Source organism: Microcoleus sp. Pol7_A1 (assembly GCF_036701085.1).
GTDB classification, from domain to species: Bacteria; Cyanobacteriota; Cyanobacteriia; order Cyanobacteriales; family Microcoleaceae; genus Microcoleus; species Microcoleus asticus.
In genome coordinates this window covers 1-16978 of the sequence record NZ_JAUBQD010000005.1, presented here as the reverse complement: position 1 = coordinate 16978, position 16978 = coordinate 1, and the positions used below count along the sequence as shown (strand labels likewise).

The 16978-nt window shown below is 46.7% G+C and carries 20 protein-coding genes; 7 read left to right on the top strand and 13 right to left on the bottom strand.

The features are described 5' to 3' along the window. The first annotated feature begins 45 nt into the window (after positions 1-45). The 4 genes from QUA20_RS05095 to QUA20_RS05080 all read left to right on the top strand — a co-directional run bounded on the left by QUA20_RS05095 (position 46) and on the right by QUA20_RS05080 (position 3256). The gene (locus QUA20_RS05095) at positions 46-543 is read left to right on the top strand and encodes a helix-turn-helix domain-containing protein (RefSeq protein WP_333186023.1); all 498 of its coding nucleotides are present in this window, start codon (positions 46-48) and stop codon (positions 541-543) included. Between the two features lie 50 nt (positions 544-593). Then, entirely contained in the window at positions 594-1115 is a 522-nt protein-coding gene (locus tag QUA20_RS05090; protein WP_333186020.1) for an IS630 family transposase, read from the top strand. 338 nt (positions 1116-1453) lie between these two features. Continuing rightward, a complete protein-coding gene (locus tag QUA20_RS05085) occupies positions 1454-2095 on the top strand; it encodes an LON peptidase substrate-binding domain-containing protein (protein WP_006632192.1) in 642 nt (213 codons plus the stop codon). Positions 2096-2317: 222 nt separating this feature from the next. Then, positions 2318-3256, top strand: a complete 939-nt coding sequence (locus tag QUA20_RS05080) for a PspA/IM30 family protein (protein WP_333186017.1) — start codon at positions 2318-2320, stop codon at positions 3254-3256. Positions 3257-3289: 33 nt separating this feature from the next. Here QUA20_RS05080 and QUA20_RS05075 read toward each other — a convergent pair whose 3' ends face one another. Together QUA20_RS05075 and pheA are read right to left on the bottom strand one after the other, a co-directional pair. After that, positions 3290-3931, bottom strand: a complete 642-nt coding sequence (locus QUA20_RS05075) for a pentapeptide repeat-containing protein (protein WP_333186014.1) — start codon at positions 3929-3931, stop codon at positions 3290-3292. 34 nt (positions 3932-3965) lie between these two features. Continuing rightward, positions 3966-4892: a prephenate dehydratase gene (gene pheA / locus QUA20_RS05070; protein WP_333186012.1), complete on the bottom strand. Its 927-nt coding sequence runs from the start codon at positions 4890-4892 to the stop codon at positions 3966-3968. A gap of 208 nt (positions 4893-5100) precedes the next feature. On the opposite strand from pheA, the gene QUA20_RS05065 reads away from it, so the two are divergent. Continuing rightward, the gene (locus QUA20_RS05065) at positions 5101-5679 is read left to right on the top strand and encodes a DUF1997 domain-containing protein (protein WP_333186009.1); all 579 of its coding nucleotides are present in this window, start codon (positions 5101-5103) and stop codon (positions 5677-5679) included. A 141-nt stretch (positions 5680-5820) separates the two neighbouring features. On the opposite strand, the gene QUA20_RS05060 is transcribed toward QUA20_RS05065, so the two are convergent. The 5 genes from QUA20_RS05060 to pgl form a co-directional block, all read right to left on the bottom strand. Then, positions 5821-6273 (bottom strand): FHA domain-containing protein, encoded by a 453-nt coding sequence (locus QUA20_RS05060; RefSeq protein ID WP_333186007.1) that lies wholly within the window; start codon positions 6271-6273, stop codon positions 5821-5823. A gap of 724 nt (positions 6274-6997) precedes the next feature. Beyond that, on the bottom strand, positions 6998-7729 hold the full coding sequence (locus tag QUA20_RS05055) for a PRC-barrel domain-containing protein (protein WP_333186004.1): 732 nt from the start codon (positions 7727-7729) through the stop codon (positions 6998-7000). Between the two features lie 55 nt (positions 7730-7784). Next, a complete protein-coding gene (locus QUA20_RS05050; protein ID WP_172186325.1) occupies positions 7785-8276 on the bottom strand; it encodes an FHA domain-containing protein in 492 nt (163 codons plus the stop codon). An 82-nt stretch (positions 8277-8358) separates the two neighbouring features. Next, the gene (locus QUA20_RS05045) at positions 8359-9147 is read right to left on the bottom strand and encodes an FHA domain-containing protein (protein WP_333186000.1); all 789 of its coding nucleotides are present in this window, start codon (positions 9145-9147) and stop codon (positions 8359-8361) included. Positions 9148-9352: 205 nt separating this feature from the next. After that, positions 9353-10072 carry a 6-phosphogluconolactonase gene (pgl, locus tag QUA20_RS05040; RefSeq protein ID WP_333185997.1) on the bottom strand — a complete coding sequence of 240 codons (720 nt, stop codon included), beginning with the start codon at positions 10070-10072 and terminating at the stop codon, positions 9353-9355. Between the two features lie 450 nt (positions 10073-10522). Here pgl and QUA20_RS05035 point away from each other — a divergent pair, with 450 nt between their 5' ends. Further along, the gene (locus QUA20_RS05035; protein WP_333185995.1) at positions 10523-11884 is read left to right on the top strand and encodes a hypothetical protein; all 1362 of its coding nucleotides are present in this window, start codon (positions 10523-10525) and stop codon (positions 11882-11884) included. Positions 11885-12106: 222 nt separating this feature from the next. Here QUA20_RS05035 and QUA20_RS05030 read toward each other — a convergent pair whose 3' ends face one another. The 5 genes from QUA20_RS05030 to QUA20_RS05010 all read right to left on the bottom strand — a co-directional run bounded on the left by QUA20_RS05030 (position 12107) and on the right by QUA20_RS05010 (position 15961). Further along, on the bottom strand, positions 12107-13273 hold the full coding sequence (locus QUA20_RS05030) for an LptF/LptG family permease (RefSeq protein WP_333185992.1): 1167 nt from the start codon (positions 13271-13273) through the stop codon (positions 12107-12109). A gap of 81 nt (positions 13274-13354) precedes the next feature. Then, the gene (lptB, locus tag QUA20_RS05025; protein WP_172186330.1) at positions 13355-14083 is read right to left on the bottom strand and encodes an LPS export ABC transporter ATP-binding protein; all 729 of its coding nucleotides are present in this window, start codon (positions 14081-14083) and stop codon (positions 13355-13357) included. A 172-nt stretch (positions 14084-14255) separates the two neighbouring features. Continuing rightward, complete coding sequence (locus QUA20_RS05020; protein ID WP_172186331.1) at positions 14256-14726, bottom strand: LptA/OstA family protein; 471 nt, start codon at positions 14724-14726, stop codon at positions 14256-14258. A gap of 317 nt (positions 14727-15043) precedes the next feature. Further along, on the bottom strand, positions 15044-15451 hold the full coding sequence (locus QUA20_RS05015; protein ID WP_333185987.1) for a DUF309 domain-containing protein: 408 nt from the start codon (positions 15449-15451) through the stop codon (positions 15044-15046). Positions 15452-15598: 147 nt separating this feature from the next. Next, positions 15599-15961, bottom strand: a complete 363-nt coding sequence (locus QUA20_RS05010; protein ID WP_172186333.1) for a ferredoxin-thioredoxin reductase catalytic domain-containing protein — start codon at positions 15959-15961, stop codon at positions 15599-15601. Positions 15962-16261: 300 nt separating this feature from the next. On the opposite strand from QUA20_RS05010, the gene QUA20_RS05005 reads away from it, so the two are divergent. Then, positions 16262-16612, top strand: coding sequence for a hypothetical protein (locus tag QUA20_RS05005; RefSeq protein ID WP_333185984.1), 351 nt, complete (start codon positions 16262-16264; stop codon positions 16610-16612). 158 nt (positions 16613-16770) lie between these two features. On the opposite strand, the gene QUA20_RS05000 is transcribed toward QUA20_RS05005, so the two are convergent. Continuing rightward, positions 16771-16978, bottom strand: a 208-nt coding sequence (locus QUA20_RS05000; protein ID WP_445304644.1) for a transposase, incomplete at its 5' end; no start/stop codon positions are given.

Here is a 16978-nt window from a genome sequence, read left to right as displayed (position 1 = left end):
TAGAAGTGCATTTTGCAATTGACTAGCCAAATAGAGGTCAAAACGATGTCAGGAGTTGTCAAAATTGTAATTCGAGAAACCGCAGGAGAACTGAAAACTTTGCTGTGCCGAGAGAAAGATGCTGTGCGCCACGAAAAACTGCTTCTTCTGTATTGGCTCAAAACCAAAACAGTGGATAGTGTATTGTCTGCTGCGGTGCGGTTAGGTAAGCATCGTACCACTATACAAAGATGGTTGTCTAGCTACCGAGCTGGGGGAATAGAAAAACTATTATGCCAGAAACCTCGTCCGGGTCGGCCCAGAATAATGACTCCAGAAACTGTAGAGAAATTATCAGAAGAGTTAAACCAAGTAGAAGGATTCAGTAGCTACAAAGAAGTACATCAATGGTTGACAAGCTGTTGCGACATCCCCGTGGCATATCGGACAGTGCATCAATGGGTAAGATATCGCCTTAAAGGCAAATTAAAAGTTCCACGTCCCGTGAGTGAAAAGCAGAAGCCAGGAGCAGTAGAAGAGTTTAAAAAAAACTGCCAATTTTAATTAAAGCCAGTCTGAGTCCCTGTCAAAGCTTTTTAAAACAATGGAAAAAAGTGCGGTATTGGAGTCAAGACGAAAGTCGGATGGGGTTGCATACAATTCAAAGAAGAAAGCTAACAGGTTACGGCATAAAACCGCAAGGAAAAGTACAATGGGACTTTACTTATTTGTGGTTGTATGGTGCAGTAGAGCCATTAACAGGAGCCAGTTTTTTTTATGAGTTTACTCATTTAGATACAGTGTGCTTTGAGAAATTTTTAGAGCTATTTGCTAGTGAGTACCCGGAGGATTTACATCTAATTCAATTAGATAATGGAGGGTTTCATAACTCTTTAAATCTCAGTATACCAGAGAACATTATCTTACTATTTCAACCCGCCTACAGTCCGGAAGTAAACCCGATAGAAAGACTGTGGGGATATGTAAAAGAACAATTGAAATGGTTGAGATTTGACCAAATAGAAGAGTTGAGAGCAGCGCTGCAAAAAGAGTTAAAAAAATTGACTAAAGAAGTCATTGCTTCTTTGACGGGATGGGAATTTATTTTGGCAGCTATATCTGTAGCAGGACTTTAGGAAATTGGTATAAGTTATTAGATATTAGTTATTAGTTAATAATCAGCAATAATTTCTGCTCCAGCACGAACTTAAATAATTATTCTTAATTAAGGATCGATCGCTACAAAAACCATCCTTTAGCAGTCGCTATCATCGCCTTCAGGATCACTTAGTTCAGCAAAAAGGTATATTTAGGATTTTGACAAAATAACGCCTTTGTAAAGCTGCCAGCACGGGAGATAGCGATCCGTCGATCCCCAGGCCACCGGAAAAGCCTGATCGCTCCTGCCCCGGAATTGCCTCAAATCAGTTAAAGTAAGAAAAAGAAGCGCAAGTACCGTCACTTTTGAGCGACAATGGCATCCTCTTCCTCTGTAGCAGTTCGCGAACTCCCCTTATTTCCGTTGCCGGAAGTGGTTCTATTTCCAGGTAGACCGCTGCCGCTGCAAATCTTCGAGTTTCGCTATCGAATCATGATGAATACGATTCTGGAGGGCGATCGCCGTTTTGGTGTACTCATGTGGGACCCCAACCAAAACAAAGTCTCTGCCGTCGGTTGTTGCGCCGAAGTGATTCACTGTCAGCGACTCCCCGACGATCGCATGAAAATTATGACTCTCGGCCAGCAGCGGTTCCGAGTGCTCGACGCCGTTCGGGAAAAACCCTATTTAGTCGGTCTAGTAGAATGGATTGAAGACGAACCGCCGCAAAAAGACCTCAGACCTTTGGGAAAAGATGTCGAACAACTGCTGAGAGATGTAGTTCGCCTCTCCAGCAAATTGATGGATCAGCCGATCGACTTGCCGGAAGACATTCCCAGTTTGCCCACCGAATTGTCCTATTGGGTAGCCAGCTACCTTTACGGCGCAGCGACAGAACAGCAAACTCTTTTAGAATTGCAAGATACTGCTGCGAGATTGGAACGCGAAACCGAGATTTTGACTTCTACTCGCAATCACTTGGCAGCGAGGACTGTACTTAAAGATACGCTCAAGTAGCCAATTGGAATAGGAAAAAAGTACGACCGGTTTTGCCTGCATTGAAGCAAGAATTACACACAAATCACACGATTTTCGATTTTCGATTTTCGATTTTCGATTGGGAATGATTGATGAACTAAGGGTTCGGATCGCGGGCTGACAGTTCCATGATTTTTTGGAACTGCTAGCTGTTTAATCCTTAACTTCACAGAGGTTCGGACAGGTTCTTTATAGCAGAAAATGCTTGTGTTAGAAAATCTCGACCAACCGAAACCATACGATGCAGTTAAAGGCGGTCAACTGCCGCCTCCTGTGGGCGGTGTCGTACTCGGCGGACTAGCAGGAGTTAAACATCGGCTGTCTAGTTCTGTCAGCGAACATCGAATCGCCGCCCTGACAGAGACATTGAATTACGGCGATGCAGGCTTAAAAATAGTCATCCAGATTTGTCAAAGCGAAACAGGGCCAGTGCAGCGGGCAGCCTGCGATTTGCTGCGAAAAAGACTGAGTTCGATCGCCCGCGAAAAATTACAGGCTTTTGTAGCTTCAAGTTCAGATTCAGAAGCTGAGTTAGACAGCACGGAAAAAATATTAAAGCACTCATCCGGTGCAGTCTCAGAAAAAAATTACGATCGGGAGTTGTCCGAAGCACAGTTAATATTTGAGACAATTACGCAGCAGATACAACCAAATTTGTTGCTGTTAGAAGCATTGGTAGCCTCTGTAGAGCGCGAAGAATTTACCAGCGAACTGATGAATCTTTGGGAACTGTTAATCTTAGAAATTCAGGAACCTCTCAAAGAACTGCGTCAGGCTGTTGGCAGCGCGATTTCCGCCCAACTGCGCATTCAGTGGCAGTACAATCAAGCTGAATCTCAAGCCAATCAGTGGCAGCAGCGAGCTTTGCTAGCTCTTCAGAAAGAGGATGAAAATTCAGTCCGCCTCGCCTTGGTTCGCAAGCAGATTCAATTCGATAAGGCGACAGAACTAAAAATTGACTTAGACGACCAAACTGTGCGAGTAGAAACTCTCAATCGCAACTTGCTGGCTTTGGAAAGTAAGATTGCTGAAGCTAATTCCAAGAAAGAGATCCTCAAGATGCAGCTTCATTTTGCTAGGGTACAAAAGCAAATAGATTTCACTTTCAGCCAAGTCAATAGTATATTTTTTAGTCCTTAGTTGTGGGATTCTCCGGTTATATATTGCGCGATCTCAAACTTGTCTGACGCAAAAATGTATTGCCCCACTTAAATTTGCCTCATCTAGCTTAGCTCCTTCCAGATTAGCTCCGCATAAAAATGCCCCGCTCAAATTAGCACCGCTCAAATCAGCTCCTCTCAAGTCTGCGCCCTCAAGGTTACTTTCACATAAAAATGCACCTCTCAAGTTGGCTTTTCTCAGACTCGCGCCCCGCAGTTTTGCCTCACTTAGATTGGCTTTTTCTAGGTTTGTATTGTCCAAGCAAGCATCTATGAGGTTCGCTTCCATCAAGTTTGCGGCGCACAAGGAGGCTCCGCTCAAATTAACACCTATCATTTTGGTGTCGCTCAAGTTGGCGTTTTCCAAGTTTGCTTCCATTAGGTCAGCTCCTGTTAATCTTGCGAAAGTTAGATCTGCTCCGCTCAGGTTAGCTCCATTTAGGTTGGTCATCACCAGACAGGCATTCTTGAGCTTGGCACCTATTAATTTTGCCCCCCTTAAGTTGGCCAGGGAAAAATTGATTTCTTTGAGTTCGGAGCAGGCTAGATTAATATCAATTAGGAAAGCTTCTCGCAAAAAAGCCTCTTTCAAGTTGGTTTCATGAAAATTTCTTTCTCCGGCTGCGTATCGCTTGAGAAGTTCATCAGCATTCATCTCACCAGCCTCCTAAGTTTTACTTAAAATAAAATTATACTACTGATAGTACATTGTAGCAACCAAATATTTTTAAAGTTTCTGTGTGATTTTTTAATTCTTCGAGTGCCGATCGCACAAATGCTTGGGAGGCGTTAGCCTCAAAGTCCATAAAGAAAATATATTCTCCGAGCGATCGCTTAGTCGGTCTAGATTCAATCCGACTTAAATTAATACCGCGACTGGCAAATACTTGCAAAGGTTTTACCAGTGCTCCCGGCATATTGGCAGGTACGCTAAAAGCTAGTGAGGTATGGGTGCAATTAGACGGTGAAGCATCGAGGATCAACTTAGCAGCAGATTTTGTAATGGATTTAATCGATGAGGAATCGGCTGCTTCTACGTTTGCGATTTCTCCAACACTCGTGCTGAGTACCCAAAATCGAGTGTAATTATCGGGATAATCATTAATGGGGTGAGCTAACACTGGCAAATTGTAAAGTTCAGCAGCTCTTGGGGAAGAGATCGCCGCTACATTTCTATCTTCCAGATATTGCAATGCTTCCGTGGTTGAATTGGTCGGAATCAATTGAGCTGAGGGAATAAACTGCCCCAACCATAACTGACACTGAGCTAGGGCTTGCGGATGAGAGTAAACTTTTTGAATCTCGTTAATTTTTGTAGCATTAGACACTAGCGCGTGGGAAATTGGCAAAACTAAGGCGTGTTGAATGCGGAGTCGATCTAGTCGCCACAGTGTATCTAAAGTGACAGTCACGCTGCCTTCGATCGAATTTTCGACTGGCACAACTGAATAGTCAACCTGCCCTACGGCCGATGCCTCTAGCGCCTGGGAAATGGTGGAATAAGGACACAGGGTGCATTCAAAGTTGGTTTCTTGGCTCAACCAATTGACATAAGCTAGAGCCGCTGTTTCTGCATTTGTACCAACAGGGCCGAGATGTGAGATCGAAATTTTCATTTAGAGACAATTTTAGGTTACAAAAGTTTGCTTTACTCTCATCAGCTAGCAAGTATGATGAACAACTAGCGATGTCCCGAAAGCTTTTATCAGTGATTTCTCGGTTGACATGGCTGGGGGTGCGACTTAGTGCGCGACTTATGTCACCTTAAAAAAGGTGATAGTTTATTAAGATATGCTTAGGAATCCTATATTTTGATATCTTCTCATGTATATCCGCTTTAATTCTTCCCAATCCGTTGAGATCGCCGTACCAGACGAACGGGTTCCCATTCAACATTATCTGCGCCAGCCGAGGCGACTGGTCAACGCCCTCGTCGATCGAAGCCGCACACAGCAGCTAAGCGATGACTGTTTCCGCCTGAAAATGCGACCGTTACAATTTATGATGCTGAGCATTCAACCCACCGTAGACATGAGGGTGTGGGCTGAGTCAGACGGCAAAATCAATTTGGAGTCCGTCGCCTGCGAAATTCGTGGGGTGGGTTACATAAACGATCGCTTTGCTCTCAATCTCAAAGGACAGCTTTGTGTACACCAAAGCAGCGGGGTAGCATACTTGAAGGGAAAAGCGGATTTGGAAGTCCAAGTAGAGTTACCGCCGCCGTTTTGGCTGACGCCCAAACCAATTTTAGAAGCAACGGGCAACGCTTTGCTCAAGAGTGTACTGCTGAGCGTCAAACAGCGGTTGATGCACCAGTTGCTCTTAGATTACCGCCGATGGGCAAGCAACCAAACTGAGGTAATCTCCAGCGAGATTCCCCAAATCTTATCTTTAGAAGGGTGAGATCCTAGAACACAAGCTGTTAATTAATTTACAGGCATATTTAGGTCAAAATTAGGCTACTTACCGAAAAATTAGTTATATCGGCGAATTGCGTACCTTGAGCTTTGTTTGAGTTCGCCCGCAGGGATAGATAGCTGCCGGTCAGTCAAGATCGTTTTGAGTCAGCCCTCCATGTTCATCCTCTTCTATGATTCCTACACCCCGAGGCCAAGCAGTTGACTTGTCATTTAAAACTTCGTCCTTTTGGCGGAGTTCGCGCTGCGGTGACTTGGTTGTTTTGCCCGGTTGATTGGTTGCGCCCACCCGAATCCTGATTTTTGGCCCGGAATTGCCCAAGCGAATTGTCATCCCGTCCACAGCAGACACCTGAGCGATCGGTCTATCATCTACATAGGTGCCGTTAGCACCAAAATTAATAATTTCCCAGCCATTGGCGTGATTCCACAGCTCTACGTGGTGGCGGGAAACTACAGCGCTGTAAATAATTACATCATTGTCGTTCGATCGACCGATCCGAACCACCGATTCGGATTCAAAACACCAACTTTGAACTGGGACAGACTGGATAGGATGTAACAGAGTTAAGGTAATCACGGATGTTTTGACACTCCCCCGCCAGACAGAAACGGGGATGCTTCCAGATAGATTTTTGGGGAGAAAACTGCAAAAAATTTGATTTTCAAAGGGATGGTGAGTACGTTACTCTTGCTTCGTTCTGCCGTAAAAGTTGAACTTTTGGCTGCTTGAGGCATTTGAACAAATTTTTGATCGTTAGCTTTTGGCGCAGGCGCAAATTTTTGCTTTCCTCGGTAACAACCAAACATCGTGTTATTAATCTGCTGAACTTCCCAGTGATTGACGAATGTTGAGACCGCTTGATTAATTTTGTCTGGGATGGAGCGATTGCGCCGATGGGTGAGCTGCTCAATTCGAGCGGCACAAACATTTTCCCGCGGACTAGCCCCATAATTTAACTCAGACCCGCGCTGGTTGCACCGCTGATTCGAGTTCTCTATCTGTTGAGAGTCAACGAGCGACGAATCGCTGTTCGTGGATACAGAAGTTAACCAATTATTAATGCTGGGGTCTCTAGATAAAATACTTGTTGGTTGTATCAAACAGCATAGGTCTTTTTGAATTGCTAACATTTTCCTTATTGATGCGATACCTTTAAAATAGAATGCTTTGAGCAGCACAGAAATTCTGAGCGAGAACGCCTCAATCTCCTAGACCGAAAATACAGATCGACCTTCCTCGGGCGCGCCACCCCCAAAATCCGATCGGCAATTAGTCGCAGGGCGATCGGGAAGGCCAAACTTCAACTCAAATCAGACTCTGGCGGGTCCGGATCTGGCCGGGCAGATTCATCCCTTTGCCGCTTCAACTCTGCAACTTTTTCTTGAGCTACATCCCTGACTTCTAGAGCTTTATCTTGGAATTTTTCCGCCAGACTTTGAGCGCCCCGCTTCACGCCTGCCACATTTTTGAGAGTTCTGTCGAAATCTTCGTGTAAAAACTCTGCTACCAGACCGACTTTTTTGTGCAATCCCTCCGCGTACTGCACTGGCTCCGATACAGCAGCTTCAGAGACGATCGCCCGCTTGCTGCCGATCGTCGAAATAGCAGCCACCGGTAGCAAGTAAATCCCGTCTAAAACGCCGCGCCAGCCGCTCGATTTAAACAGGTAGTGGATCACTGTACCCGTCCGGGAATCAAATAGGTAGTCAACCACCGTACCTGCCTTATTCCCAGCGTCCGTGAGCACCTCAAGCCCGATCGGACACACAGCTTGTTCCGGCTGATGCAATTCCGGCAGTTCCGGGTTAATGGTGACAAAAACATTTTCGCCTACCGTATCAACTTGCGCCCAAGCGAACCAAGTTTTTTTGCTGCCCAAAAGTCCCGACTTGCAAGTAAAGCCGATCGCCCGCTGGGAGTGAGGATCGAGCCAAAGTCTATCTACCCTGCCGACCTCTTCCGCTGTTCTGCGGTCGATCGTGCGGCGGTTGAGCAGTTCGCTGCGCCTAACAATCTGTTGTGATGTACTCATAAATAAACTCCTGAGTGCCGCCTTTGAAAAATTTCGATCGTCCAAAGAGGCCGATTTAATATTCTTCTTCCGAATAATGGCGAGTATTGTCTGCCTCCGTTAAATCCTCCTCTTCCCTAGAAATGCCAACTTCTTTTTGGTCGGGAACAGGAATCGTGCTAATTTGCGCGCCGCCCGAGGGAGCGTGAATTTCCTTAGCCTCCCTTGGCTTGACGCTAATTTGTCCTAGCTGGACTGAGGACTGATTGGGGCCGACGTTGATTTGAATTTTCGGACCCGAGCGAGCCAAGTGAACGATCAGACCGTCCACAACCGGAACCTTAGCGATCGGCTTACCATCGAGGTAAGTGCCGTTGGTACCTAAATTGATCAGTTCCCAAGTTATGCCGCTGCGCCGCAATTCGATGTGGCGGCGAGAAACGACAGCGCTAAAAAGAACGACCTGGTTTTCGGTCGATCGCCCGATCCGGACGACCTGCTCGTCTTCAAAGATCCAACTGCGGACGGGTATAGACTGGAGTGGATGTAGCAAGGTCAGCTTAATCACATTGGCAGCATTGAGTTTTGGTAGAGCGCCTCAAGATGCGATTTTAGATTTTAGACTTTCGATCGCCCAATCCAAACTCGATCTAAGAGATTTGAAATAAAAACGTAACCAGGTCTCCTTTGCCAAGAGAGATGCGGTCTCCCGGTCGCAACCGGTGCCGGTTTCCCTTGGGCAGCGGAGTATTGTTGACGTAAGTACCGTTGGAACTGCCTACATCTTCAAGGTAGCAAGCATCTCCCTCCACCCGGAGATTTGCGTGTACGCGAGAAACTATCTCAGAATTAGCAAATCCGGAAACATCAATATCCGGCGGCACTAAGTCATTTGGCTTGCCTATGTGAACCACAGACAGACTGTGAGGCAATTCCATCGGCGTATTTGTCTGAACGTGTAGCAGGCGCGCCGACTGCTGTTGCAGTTGAGTTTTAGCTACACCTGGCTGTGGTGCCGGAACCGGGGGAGAGGTATTTACTGGTGTTGCCACTGATTCAGTTGTAACAGGAACCGAGGGCGAAGGCGGGGGCTCTGGAATCGTAGGAATGCTGGCGGGAGTTTTTTCCAAGTTGGGCCCATTATTTAGGGTAACTAGAGGTTCCATTGCCATCAGGGGTTCGCTTGGCGGTAAATCCGGCATCGGTGACGATACCACTGTGGGGCCCACAGGCGAGGGGGACGCTACTGTCACCCCAACTTCTGGAACTATGGAACCCGGACGCAAGTTAAAGCCGCATTGACCGCAAAACGCTGCATCTGTCTGAACAGCAGCACCGCAGTTCGAGCAACTTGCGGTAACAGGTAAAGGCGTGTAGCAAGCCTCGCACTGGCTGGCCCCGTCGGGGTTCTGGTGATTGCAATTGGGACAGACAATCATCGATTTCTCCTTGCTATCGGCCAGATTTTCAAATCAGCCTCATAAAAATAGTCGTGTATATGGTCAAATTTTAACTTTAACCGCCACAATTCTTATATTGCTTCGCTAATACTAGCAACTGAGCTGACGCCGTGAGGTTGGCGGTGATGGGGAAGATTGAGTTAGTGATACTGCTGACTGTGTTGGCAGTGGGCGGATATATCTGCTATTTTACTGCTTCGCCAGCAGCCGCATCGAGCAGCCACCAAAGTTCGCCCTCTGGTTGAACGAGTCTGGCTGGATAGGTCATTTCATCGGCTGCGGGGGCAAAAATTTGAGCTAGGGCAGGTTGTTTGCTGGCTCCTGCGACCATGAAGAGGACGCACCGGGCGCGGTTGATTAAGGGGACTGTAAAGGTGATGCGGGGTTGACCGTCTTTGTTGCCGACAGTTACTAGGGCGTCGCGGACTTGCAAGGCTGCTGTGCCGGGAAATAGAGAGGCTGTGTGGCCGTCGTCCCCTATGCCCAATAGAATGATGTCGAAAGCAGGAAACTCGCCGTCGGATACTTTGAAGAACTGCTGCAATTCGGTTTGGTGCGCCGAGGAGTCGGCTGCAGGGTCCCCGGCGCCTGTGGGCATGGGGTGGATGTTGCTGGCGGGGATATTTACTCGATCGAGCCAGGCTAGGCGCGCCATTTTTTGATTGCTGTCTGGGTGTTCTGGGGGAACGTAGCGTTCGTCGCCCCAAAAAACGTGAATTTTGTCCCAAGGGAGCTCTTGAGCTGCGATCGCTCTGTAAAGCGGTTCGGGTGTGCTTCCGCCCGCTGCGGCGATCGTACAAACTCCGCGTTCTGCTATGGCTGCGTGGATTTTTGACAGGACAATCTCAAGCGATCGATCTATTAATTCTTCCCGATTTGCTAATACTTCTACTATTTTTTTCATTAATTTCCTCTCAACTTTCCTTGGGTGTTGTTCTGAGCAATTGTCAATTTTGCCTTAACATTTTGCTTTGAGGTCGATCGGCTGACACGTCTTGCAGGCTCAACACTACGTCCCCTCAAATTTTATCATCTTATGCCCCTTGATTGAGGAAAGCAAGACATATTTCTACCAGTGCGTTATGGATTTTCATCTGTTGCATTGATTTCGCAACTTTCAATCAAAAGTCCGATCGCACTGCAAGCATCTCTGCAGAGAGTAAAAATCGTTTTTTGGAAGCGATCCCGCACAGCAAAGTACATACATATAACGAGACGATGGCACACAGACAGTAAAAGCACAACCGAGATGGTCCCGATCGCACTTACCCAGGGACAGCAAAAATAATCAAGATTGATGTGGTAGAGTAGGAAAAATAGTTTTAAATCCGCACGCTCGGATGGAAGCAAAACTATGTCAAGTTTTAAGCGATTTCCTACATCTGTCCGCTATCTGATAGCTCGGTTGCGCCACTGGTCGCAACCGGCGGTTTGGGCACCGTTAGCGGTGCTGTGTGCGGGGGGGGTATTTATCTGGGAGGTCTCTGTACATCCAGAAAGGTTGAGCATAGATGGCGAAGAAGAAGCAGCCTCAAACAATGCAGCTTCGCTGCCGGGGCTGTCTGCGGAAGATAGCGCCATTGCGGCTGAAATCGACAGCTTACCAGTGCTAGTCAATCAGTTAAATCGCTCTAATTCAGAGTTCGGTTTGTTAAATTCATCAGTAGTCAAAAGCCAAGGTTTATTTGAGCAAATTCGCGATCGGGGCTTAGTAATTCCTCAGCCATCTTCAGCCTCCAAGCAGGTGGCAAGAAACAGATTATTGCCCTTGCCAAATTTAGCAGCAAATCCTGCTGTCGGGGCCGCAAACAATAACCCGCAAAATTCTAGCTTGGCAAGTTCAAACGCGACATCAGCTTTGAGTTTATCTGGCAGTGGGGAACCCATTGCCGCAATAAAAACGATCGAGCCTGAGTCTAGGGATACAGCGACAGCAACTTTATTGCAGGCGTCGAGTGGTGCTAATTCAGGCAAACAAAACGAAAATTCTCTTCCTTTGAGTCCGCTGCAAGCAGCTATGAAAAAATACGTCGTTGCTAACACTGCAGCAACGGCGGCTGCGGCTCAGAAAACAGCAGACTCGGCTAAATTGCTCGATCGACCGGCTTCGGCTGCGGCAAATGCGGCAAATTTGCTCCCAACGACCGCTACAGCTCAAGCTGGAGCAAATCCTGTGAATGTTCCCGCAGCACTTCCCCCACTTGTGGCTCCGACAAATACTGCGATCGAGGAATCTCAAGAATTCTTAAAGCCGACAGCTACAGTCCCTGAATCATTTCCTGGGTTAAATTCCAGAGTACCGAACCTCCCCGAAATTAATGCAGGGGCTCCAACAGTGGCTTTGCCGAAAAATCCCTACCAAACTAATTTATCTGGTTCCGGCTTCGCACCTGAAGTTCAACCTGCTGCACTTCCAGTAGCCATACCTTCGCCAACACCTTTACTTCCCAATGTCGGTCAATCCCCCTTTCCGAGTACGATCGGGGGAAGCAAGATAATTAGCCCTCAATTCTCTCCCAATTCAGCGAATTCTCAATTTCAAACAGCTCCACAAAGTCAGCTTAACTTGCCGGAGCAGCCTAACTTTGGAGTTGTTCCCCAAAATACAAATCAGGGCGTGCAGCCCATTCAACCTCAAACTTTTGCTACACCCCGCTCTCTGGCTCCCGGACGCTACATTGGCGGCGGCGAAATCAATACTTTTTCTAATCCTTAAATGAAGGAAGTTCGGCAACGAAAACGATAAGCCCAAGGGCATCTAAATTTTACAGTCAAGTTTGATGACATTCTGGTGGGGTGTCCCGCCCACCAGAAAAATACAACGCAAGATGCTCGACAGCTTATATCAATTCCCAATACTTAGGCTAGGCGGTTCCTGAGCGAAGTCGAAGGGCAGTACAAGTTCCCAATTACCCATTCCTAATGTTATTGGTAAAACTTACCTAGAGGCTGCCCGCACCAACAACAATCCCCCGATTCCCAAGCCAAACATTATCGGCAGCCAAGCCGACAGAATTGGAGTCAAAACAGCTTTCACACCCATAGAACTGGTGATGAAAGAAAATACGTAGTAAGCAAAAATCACAACTACGCTAATACCAAAACTCGTTCCTCTGCCGGAGCGGCGCGGTTGAGTTCCCAAAGCTGCTCCCACTAAACCAAATACCATGCACACGAAAGGAAAAGCATATTTTTCTTGAATTCGCACCTTTAATTTGCGAATTTGCGGTTCGTCACCACTGTTCTTAATGATATCCAAACGCTCTACAGCTTGGGCAATGTTCATTTCCTTGAAATCCCGCACTCTCGCAGCTAAATCTAAGGGCGTGCGGGGGAGTTGCAACTGCTGGTGTTGAAACCTAACTATATTGCGGTAAGAGCCATCAGGAGCTACTATATAAGCGGTTCCGTTGAAAAAATCCCAGGTATTTTCTGAGGGATTCCAAGTAGCGGATTCTGAAGAAACGATTTGATTGAGGCCTGGAGTGGAGCGATCGATAATTGTTAAACCTTTCATTCGCTGACCGTCAAATTGTTCTGCATAAAAAAAGCGGGCCAGGGTTTCGTCGCCACCTTTTTCTGGTTTGCGAAATTCTGTGTAGATAATATTTCTATCTTGAAATGTCGGTTTTTCTCGCTTCAGGGCTCTGTCTAAAGTCAGAGTAGCTCTGTAGCTGGCGGCGGGTACGACTAACTCTTGCAAACCAAAGGTGAAGCCGGCAACAATTAAACTCATAATCACTGCGGGCAGTATTAATCGGTAAACGCTAACTCCGCAACTGCGGAGGGCGATGAGTTCGCTGTCGCTGGACATTCGGCTGTAGGCCATTAAGGTTGCTAGCAGCATTGACATCGGGAAAGCCAATACTACGAAGTAGGGAATTTGCAGCAGAAAAATTTCTAGGGCTGCGCCGTAGGGGAGGCCGGATTCTGTTACTCTGCGGACTAATTCAAATAAGGCTCCAACTGTGACGGCGACGGATGTAAAGAGTCCGACGCCAAAGAGAAATGGCCCGATTAGTTCTTTGGTAATGTACCAGTCCATTACTGAAATTCTCGGCAGCCAGTTGATGGGATTCAAAGAATTGGATATTGCTATTTTCATAGTGGCGCGTTGTCGCAGATTGCTCCTCAATCTAACATCTAAAATCTCAAATTCGACCGTTTGCCGAATGCATTCAAAAGACTATCGCACGAAGCTGTCGCCCAAGTAATACTGCCGCACTAAAGGGTTGCTGTAGAGTTCTTCTTCAGCCCCGGAGGCTAAAATTTGGCCGTCTCGCATGATGTAGGCTCGATCGGTAATTTCGAGGGTTTCTCGGACGTTGTGATCGGTGATGAGGATGCCGATTTTGCGATCGCGCAGTTTGGCAATAATGGTTTGAATTTCGTCTACGGCGATCGGATCGACGCCTGCAAACGGTTCGTCTAAAAATAGGAACATGGGCCCGTCTCGCCCTGCGGCTAATGCTCTGGCTAGTTCAGTCCGTCGCCTTTCTCCCCCCGATATTTGAATTCCCAAACTAGATGCTATTTTTTCCAAGCGAAATTCTTGCAATAGGAAATCGACTCGATCGCGCCATTCCCAGCGCGGCACTTGAGTTTGTTCTAGGACTAACAGAATGTTGTCGCGCACGCTCATGTTCCGGAAAATGCTTGCTTCTTGAGCGAGATAGCCAATTCCCAAATGCGCTCGCTGGTGCATCGCCAATTTAGTGATGTCTAAATCGTTTAGCCAAACAGTGCCTTGATTTGGTTTTTCTAATCCGGTTGCTATGTAAAATGTTGTGGTTTTGCCGGCACCGTTGGGGCCGAGCAGTCCTACGATTTCTCCTTGGCTTACCGAAAGATTGACGCGACTGACTACATTGCGTTTTCCGTAAGATTTGTGAATATTTTCGAGTACAATTTTCATTTTCGCCGAGGCAACCTCTACAAGCTAAATTTCAGACTGCGGGTTTGTGCGATCGAGTCTCTAATTTAAATTTTACCTTTTCAATTTTGTTAGTTTTATAAAGACGAAATTTCGCATCTATCCCAAGTAGTATGTTTTGGCTGAGGCGAAATTTCGCTGCTGCGAGCCACTGTTACCGGGGGGCTGTAGTTGGACGTGGGGAGCCCACTGCATTTTGGGCTGCCGCATCTTGTTCCGGGGCAACCAGATAGACAGATTCTACCTGTCCTGGGTTGTCTGGCAGGGCAATAAACCGCCCTTCGTCGATGAGGTATGTTATGGTTTCGCCGCGCAGACTGTTGCCCTGCTGCAATACGTAAACATCTCCGCTGAGAATGATCCGGCGCTCGCGGCTGAAATATTGAGCTTGAGCAGCAGTTGCTTGTATTTGGCGGGCTGGATAGTTGATTTGGACGTTGCCGCGGGCTGTCACGATGCCGGTTTTGGAGTCGGCTTCTTGAATGTCCGATCGCACGCTGAGAGTGCGGGGCGGCCCGGCTTGCGGGTAGGTGGGAGAGGCGATCGCGCCTGCCAGAGTGAGGGGCAAAAGCAGCGATAATCCTTTGAATATTCGGGAATTGAGTAGTTTAGCGGAGGGCATCATAAGCTTGGAGCCTCAAAATTTGTGAAATTGCTGAAGGGCACGATCTCCAGTTAGGTATTTTATCTTAACGGCCAGAAAGATTTTCGCGCTTGTCGATCGATTGACCCGAGAGTCTCAACCAATTATCCTAGCAAGACAACAGCGAATTTAATTGGCTATTTTGCTGAGTGGCTGCAACTGTCTTAACCGAGAAGGGGCAAGATGCTCGTTCCACAGCAAATCAATCTGCTTGTACAGCGGGCAAGAAAGCCAGCCCTCCTCTGTGTAAAGGCCAAGTCTGCTGCACACCCTAATACCAACATTTATTTAACCTTTATTTAACTTTTTGGTACTTTGATAATTCGCGGCAATTGTAAGCCTGCCACTTCTCTACCTGCGAACAACGGTACAAATTTAGCTACTTCTTCCGGGCCAGCTTGTTGCAAAGCGCTCAAAAGTTTAGCACTTTGTCCGAGCAACTCTTCAACGGCAATTTCGGCATAAATCGGCTGATAATAACTGAGCCGATTTATTCCTTCTCCCAGCAAGATTACCGCACCGCGCCAGTTTTGATTTCCTAAGTGATAAAGCGCGACCGCAATTTGCAATGTTCCCTGATAAAACCTTTTTTCCGGCTCGCCGGCTTCCATCCACAAAGCCTCTAAAGTATCGTGACAAGCGTAAAATTCTTGGCTGTTAAACTGTTCGATACCTTGCCAAAATTCGACTGGGATTTCATCTGTCATTCGATTCGATATTCGGGATTTTCGATGGCGGCTGTGTGTTTTAGTAGGCGGCGATCGATTTCTTTTAAATAGCTTAGTCTTAAAAATAGGAAAAACAACGACCTGTTTTCAAAACTCCTGCCATTTCACGACCGCCTACTTAACCGATTACATAGTGTCTCTGACAGCTTGAATCTGATCCATTCCAATTTCCTGATTAGTTCCAGCGAAATCGTTATCTGGCGTCAGAAATAACATACAGTGACACTCTTTGCGCTCGCGCATGGGAATGCAGGGACAGTTCCAGTAGGCGGCTTTTACTTCAGCTTCTTTATCTTCGTAATGGCGACAAGGGCATAAGGGAGCACCTAGTTCATCCTTGTGTTTTGCTAGTCCTTCTATCACGACAGCAGTGACGGAAGGTTCGGAACAAAAGTATGTTCCCGTTCGCTTGGCGTAGGTTTCGGAGAAATTCTTCATCGCCTCCAAAGTTTTTTCGTTGGAGAGTTTAGATTTTTCTGTTGTGTTCATAGTTTAGGATCGGAGTTGGGGATGCTACGAGCTTTTGACAATTGTAGCGCAGAATGTGATTTTAAACACTTGTACATTTCTGTTTACTTACAAGGAAGAAAACCTTGACAAACATTGAGTTTTAGGTTGTTGGTTTTTTAGTGATTTTTGTCTATCCCGGAGGGTGCGGGAAACTTGTGGCAGACCGGGTTTTTGGAGCTGCCAAAAGATTTTGGCGATCGATCGCCCTCCACAATCATCCCCCAAAGGGGATAAAAATCGGATAAGATAGCACAGCCCTGTCCCTGTTAGTGGCATCAGATGGCAACTTCCCCGAACCGCACCCGCACCCGCGATCGAAAATCTCCTCCGTCTGGGCTGATTTGGCCGGCTGACACCGAGTTAGTCGGATTAGTGTTTGAATTGACTCCCGGCGCTCCTAGCTATCTGTACGCGCAGTATGCTATAGGTTTGCACGCTTGGTTTTTAGGTCAAGTACAGCAAACCGATCCGGATTTATCGCAACTTTTGCACGATGAACAGTCCGAAAAAGCCTTTACTATTTCGGGATTGGAAGGTGATTTGCTCCCCGGTGGCAGAGAATTTCAGCTTTTGGGCGATCGAATTTATCGCTGGTACGTAACCAGGGTAAACGCATCTAAATTAAGTTGACAAAAAATCATATTTGTGCCTGAGCTAGTATCTGAGAAAACCATTCTTAAAACTCTTAAATCTGATGCAATTAACCCAGTTAAAATCGAGCTTTAAGAACTTCTGAATTCTCAAAACTGAATCAATTTAGATCGGGAATCAGTTTTAGTTTTCGAGCGTTAGCTGGCAGAGTCTAAAATTTTAACTAAATAATTATTATCCATTCCCGCCAGATACCGCTTCATTTTTAAACTTCCTTTAAATCCTTTTTCCTGTTTCAGTAAATTGACAGCTAAACGCCGTAGAAGAGCAAAATTTTCCGGAGAATGATCTTTACGAATGCGACTCTTGTCTTCATAAAAAGTAACATCCAATGTCCAATGTAAG